The sequence below is a fragment of the Vibrio sp. TRT 29B02 genome (genome assembly GCF_050113655.1).
In the GTDB taxonomy this organism is placed as follows: domain Bacteria; phylum Pseudomonadota; class Gammaproteobacteria; order Enterobacterales; family Vibrionaceae; genus Vibrio.
Window position 1 is genome coordinate 125679 of sequence record NZ_JBNJOJ010000011.1, and the last position, 6058, is coordinate 131736.

Here is a 6058-nt window from a genome sequence, read left to right on the forward strand (position 1 = left end):
AGGCACATCATGGGCGCACTTACTTCTATTTCTCCAGTTCTTACTCGTGAAACTTCTCACCTTAATTTCAACAACATTGCTACTGAGGCGAATTGGCGTGAGCTTTGTGTTGATAACCGTACCGACTCGAACATCTTTTTTGATGTAGAACTTAGAGACCTTTCAGATCTCACTGAAGGCAAGTTTGGTGATAATGGTGAGCAATGTGTTGTGGACATTCAAAAGCAACACATTATCAAGGTACACGGCAATCAATACACGCTATTAAAAAACTCTCTCGCTTACGACATGGTTAACGAGTCAATCAATAACCTTGCCTATGCAGGAAAGTTAAATGTTGATGGTATGCACATTAAAGACAGCTGTGTATTAAAAGGCGGTAAAACAATTCGAGAATACATTTTCCCAGAGCATCGCGTTAATGTAGGCGGCAGCGATATCTTAATGCGTATTGTGGTAATTAACTCTTACGATGGAAGCGCAAACTTTAGCTTACAGGTGGGTGGTTTCCGTATCGTCTGCTTGAATGGCATGGTTACGGGAAACAAGTTCCTAAACCTAAATCAACGTCACTCAGGCACAATTCGTTTAGGTGATATCAGTGAAAAGCTAGTTACTAGCGTGTCGTCATTTAAAGATATGGGCGCTTACTGGCATAAACTAATTAATACCCCAATCAGTCACGGTCAAAGTGATTTAATCATCACTCAGTTTGCTACCGAAGCAACAGGCAAGCCAAGCCTAACCCGCTTCAATATGATGAGTGATCTATTTGATAGTCACGTTAAAGATTTAGGTCGTAACTATTGGGCTATGTACAATGCACTTACAGCATGGGCCACACACTACGAAGTGAAAGCGGGAAGCTTACCCAACCGTGCCAATGTCGTGCTAGGCCGTGAAAATGATGTATCTAAAATCATCACAAACTCTAGAGTTTGGAATCTAGAAGCAGCATAAACCAACAAGCCACTAACAAGCGCCTCTTTAAAAGGGGCGCTTTTTTTGTTTTTCAATAAAACCATAACTGTCAGGTTGTTCAGCTGGTGGTCCCGTTATTACATTTTCTATTTTTCTATTTTTCTATTTTCTTTTCTCGCCCAATACCAGACCTTTTTAAAATAAGACGATTGTTTTTCAAGATGCGGTCGTGGGGGGCAGAAAAACGTTTTACAGAAAAACCTTGTGCATTTCTATGTGTGTGCTATAGTTAAGTTGTCAGTTAACACAACGGAACACAACGGAGTCCACTATGTCACAAGTTATCCAAGCAACATCAATCTCAGCATTCCCTAAAGCTATCAAAGAGGAAGGTCTTTTTGATATGAAAAAGGCTACTGGTGAATTTGTAATCGATGTAGGTCTTATCGATTTTACCCCTGAATGGAACATTCGCCCTATCTGCCGCACTCAGGTAGAAGCACTAAAAAACGCTCGCCTAAATGGTGAAACGCTAGACCCGTTTGAACTAGAGCCTGTTCAAATTGATGGTAAAAACCGTTTCCGAATCGTAGATGGCCACCACACATATGTCGCTATCAAAGAGCTGTTCGATGCGAATAGTGACGACGGCAAGCACAAAGCGACAATGTTTAAAGGGTCAGAGTCAGATAAACTAGTTCGCGCTTTCAACTCTACACAGGGTTTACCCCTAACACCTATGCAAGCTTGTCGCACTTTTCAGCGCATGCTTGACGAGGGGATGAGCAGAAAAGAGATCGCAAAGCGAGTAAGCAAGCCTCTTGCGTATGTTAGTGATGTACTGTTTCTTTCTAACGCAGATTCGGAAATGGTCGCGATGATTGATTCAAACGTCATTTCAGCATCACGAGCTAAACGCCTGTTACGTGAACAAGGTGAGAACGCAACGGCTTTTGCAAAGCTAGAGGCAGGCAATAGCATTCATACTCAACTCGACAACTCAGCAGCCAATACCCCCCTAACTGGTGAAGATTCTGCAAATGATTCACGCATCAGCACTGAGTCAGCTACGGAGTCAACAATTCGTAAAGCCAGCAAGCGAAGCACTCAAATGCGCTCAGTTTCAAATGGTAAAACCACAGCTGCGTTCGAGCTATTGACTGCTATTAACAAGCGACTACCAGAGTCTGGTGAGTCACTTGAATTGAATCCTTTATTACTTAACCAGATAAAAGAGCTAGCTAGTTACTACACAGATATTCAACAACACAACACCGATGTAGCGAACCAACTCAAACAAATCAGCTAACAGGTTTTTTAGTAAAAGGTCGACTTTAATGGTCGGCCTTTTTTATTTGTCCAGAAAATTACCATATATATTTTTCTGGTGTGGATTTTTTTTATAATAAGACGTTTTCTGGTAAACCACCATTTATCAATACTACGAGCCAACAAAATCTTCTTGCAAATCTCTCTAATTTATGATATTTTCATTTATAAATTTATCTATCAGATATTTGTAAATTATTTAATAAATATTTATTAATATCTATTTTTAAATGTACAGGCTTGAGTTTATTTGCGGAAAGTTGTAAACATCCCCCCCTATTAATAGTTTTCAGTTTTTCTGCTTTATTATTTGTACACTCTTTACTCTTTAAGCCTTTACTACCCTCTTGAGTTGATTCCAGTTTTGTATCAGATCTGCTATAATTTGACTACATTCCCACGTTTGTTGATTCTGAGTTTATGCTAAATATCTACAGAAATGGTGCGATTGACAGCCTAGTTTCAACGGCTCTATCCACTGATTTCGTAAAAGAAAGTGATTTCAAAAGGGTTAAATATTCGGTTCATGCCAAGCTGAGATTTGATATCTATTTAACTATTGCTTACCTTGGTTTTTTCAGCGAGGAACAGCATAGTTACCATAGCGTTTTAGAATCAGTTCCAAAAGAATACTTACCTTGTGATGTTGACCAAAGTGAGACTTTTCACATCACTAATACATCTGTATCAAGAATTATCACTCAATTCATACCATTTCTTAGATCCAATCTTTCACTTCAGTTATCTGACACATCTGTAATTAAAGATATTCAGAAGAAACTGCCGATGACACTTGGCCAGATTAACGACGAGCTGATTGATAAGGGTGTGGTTCAAAATTCAATATCTGAATCAGCGGTATCGTTTCTCTTCGAATGTGTAAGCTCTAGTATATCGATTGAATCGTTTATTGTTTACAAATCAGGTCAGAACAAAGACCAAAATGGCGAACGTTTTGAAAGAAATGCAAGGCCTTCAATAACGGCTTTCACCTACGCTGATTATGAAAAAGACACAAAGGCAATTTCACGTTCAATCATTCGCTATTGCGAAACGCTTGGTCGTCTAGTTGGAGTAGTAAATTTTGAATTAGTGTCGTCTCTACTTGAGCGACTAAATGCCCCGACACTTGATATTATTGACCCCGACCGAGCTGCCATTTCTAGTTTTTGCAATGCACTTTGTTTAGAAAAATATGATATCAAAGAGTCGCCCTATGCTATCGATGATGATATTGAGAATAGTGATATCTATGAACTTATGTACAAGTACCTTCGCTCTGTTAAGAGATGTAAAACTGGCAACATCCCTCAGTTTCTTACAAGGTGTCTTGAATTTAAAGCAATTAGAAAAGCGAAGGAAAGCAGTCGTGTCATCTCCAGTTCTGTAATTTTAGAGTGCTGGGACGAGTCTTTTATCGACGTTAATGTTGGGGTGGACTTAGTTTCTGCATTGCATTTCGTAGAGCTGTCAGATGATCTTTCTTTCTTTAGTATTAAGCCTGATGTATTCGTTGATGTTGAAGAGGAAAGTAATATTGTTCTTTCCCTCTTACTAGACTATTTGGCGGAGCACGGTCAGCTTCCTTCAGATTTAGATGTAGATCAGAAGACCACTTTGATGCTGAGAAGCTATTCTAATTTAATGCGAAGTAAGCTGAATGGCGCTTTAGTCGAGCCAGCTGGTTTTTTTGAAAAGTCTGAAAATGGTTATGTCATTACAAAGTCAAACATCCGTACTCGTGATAACTTGAGTGGTGCGTACGTAAGGCCTGATTACGATTTTATTTCCGAAGAATTGTATAACGAAAGAGTTATCAATAATGAAGATGAGTCTGAATTAAAAAGTCGCTTCACAGTGCTGTTCGACGCCTTTAAATCCAAATGGAGCAAAGTGGTGAATCAGTCTAACCTATTGGTTGACGATTCTCTGAAAGGGCACAAAGACTACCTTGCAGAACGACGAGAAATTTTGACCACAACTCATCATAGAAAGTGTGAAAACTGGATTAGAACGGAGATTAAGAGGGCCACGAGTCTTATTCGAAGTTACCATGCATTTATTCGCTATCTCATTGCTCAAGATGAGACAAAGAATGCTGCATCGATACGCCATTTGGAATTACGAATTGAAAAGTGGAACGAGATTCTTGAGATATGTGAGCTTGATTTGGAGCTGATTTATTCCAGTGAACCATACCGAGCGTACGTTACGCACACTGAAGAGGTATCTCGCTTGTTAGAGGAAAGATCGGCATTGGCGATTAAACCCAGCCAGTATCGCGCTCATATTGCGCTTCATGACTTTATACTAATGAATGCTGGTCGTACTGGAGTCTCTGAGCAGACTATGCAGGAGTACATAAGTGATTACTGTAATTCACTCATGGGAATTGCAACAAACAGTTCAGATAAAAAACTTGTTTCTAACTACCACAACTTACGTAGGTTGTTTAAAGAGAGTATTGAAAGGCATCCTTTTTCTATAGTAGATCAGAATTAATAAAGGCTCCGAAGGAGCCTTTATTAATTGGTTATATTGGACTTGGAATGTCGTAGTTTAATGGTGGAGCTTGGTGATCCACCTCTCTGTCGTGCTCAGGTACTTGTTCTTGCCATCGGTTAAACATCTCCGCACATTCCTCTCCCATTTGGCGGTCGAACGCAGTTTCACCGAGAATCAATCTTGCCTCGTCGTAATACTGTGAGGTTTTAATTTCACCTTTTACTATTTTTTCGGAAATCTCTGCAAGCGGGTTGTCTTTGTGGCCTGTCATTTCAGTAAATACGTATGTTGAGATTGCGCTTGGCGGTATTGCTGGGTTTTCGCAATTTCTCATACATTCTGAGATAGCGACAGCAATATGCAGGCCTTTTCGGTATTGTTCATTTCCAAAGACATCCTTTAGCACTCCTTTGATTAATGCCCCTTGACTGTTAGCGTTCTTGCCAATTTCATCAAGAGTAACTTTGCCTTTTGAAGAAATTGCGTCGTGCATGATTACCTTTATTTGAGGATCGACTCTACGATAGCTTGCATCGCGCAGTGATTCCGCAGACTGCTGTAGTAGTAAGATATTTTGTTCATACGAATTAACTAATTCTGGGGAGCTGTTATTCTCAGGTGATAGGGCTCCGCGCATTACGTTGGCAAGATCACTTGGCTTAACTGGTTGCTTGCTTGCTTCAAGTATGCGATCTCTGATCTGACGGTTAATTGCCTTTGTTTCGGTAAGTTCATTGGCCATTTTCAATGTTTCGTTAATGAGTTGTTCGCGCTCGTTATCTACTTCTGTGTTTGGAGTGTCACTCACTTCAATTTCGCTCGTTACTCCGCCAGCACTCATTTCTTGATTAGCTACAGGTGAGTGGGTTTGGCCATTAACTTGTTTGGCTAGTTCACCGACTTGAATTGTCAACTTGCTAATCTGTTCTAGTAACTGGTTTTGTTGATTTAGGACTGAGCTAGTCATTTCCAACATTTTATCGAGAGTTTGTTGGTGGGATTTGTTCATGGCTTTAATGATGCCTTCAACTAATTCAGTTACCAGCTTAAGATCTGTTGACTCAGCTCCTAGATTGGCCAACTTTTCTTGATATTGCGACTCAATCTCGCTCGCAGGAGCTTCTGCATGTTCTGCGACATCATGCTCTGGTGTCACCGCTTCCGGTTGCTCAGGCTCACTCTCAGGAGCTTCTGCATGTTCTGCGACCTCATGCTCTGGTGTCACTGCTTCCGGCTGGTCAGGCTCACTCTCAGGAGCTTCTGCATGTTCTGCGACATCATGCTCTGGTGTCACCGCTTCCGG

General features: G+C 40.5%; 4 protein-coding genes. 3 read left to right on the top strand and 1 reads right to left on the bottom strand.

The features are described from left to right. Positions 1-9 precede the first annotated feature (9 nt). The 3 genes from ACQEXT_RS09170 to ACQEXT_RS09180 all read left to right on the top strand — a co-directional run bounded on the left by ACQEXT_RS09170 (position 10) and on the right by ACQEXT_RS09180 (position 4752). The gene (locus ACQEXT_RS09170; RefSeq protein WP_426951702.1) at positions 10-960 is read left to right on the top strand and encodes a DUF932 domain-containing protein; all 951 of its coding nucleotides are present in this window, start codon (positions 10-12) and stop codon (positions 958-960) included. Positions 961-1252: 292 nt separating this feature from the next. After that, complete coding sequence (locus ACQEXT_RS09175; RefSeq protein ID WP_426951704.1) at positions 1253-2230, top strand: ParB/RepB/Spo0J family partition protein; 978 nt, start codon at positions 1253-1255, stop codon at positions 2228-2230. Positions 2231-2670: 440 nt separating this feature from the next. Beyond that, the gene (locus ACQEXT_RS09180) at positions 2671-4752 is read left to right on the top strand and encodes a hypothetical protein (protein ID WP_426951705.1); all 2082 of its coding nucleotides are present in this window, start codon (positions 2671-2673) and stop codon (positions 4750-4752) included. Positions 4753-4783: 31 nt separating this feature from the next. On the opposite strand, the gene ACQEXT_RS09185 is transcribed toward ACQEXT_RS09180, so the two are convergent. Next, a partial coding sequence (locus ACQEXT_RS09185; RefSeq protein WP_426951706.1) for a hypothetical protein occupies positions 4784-6058 on the bottom strand: 1275 nt, incomplete at its 5' end.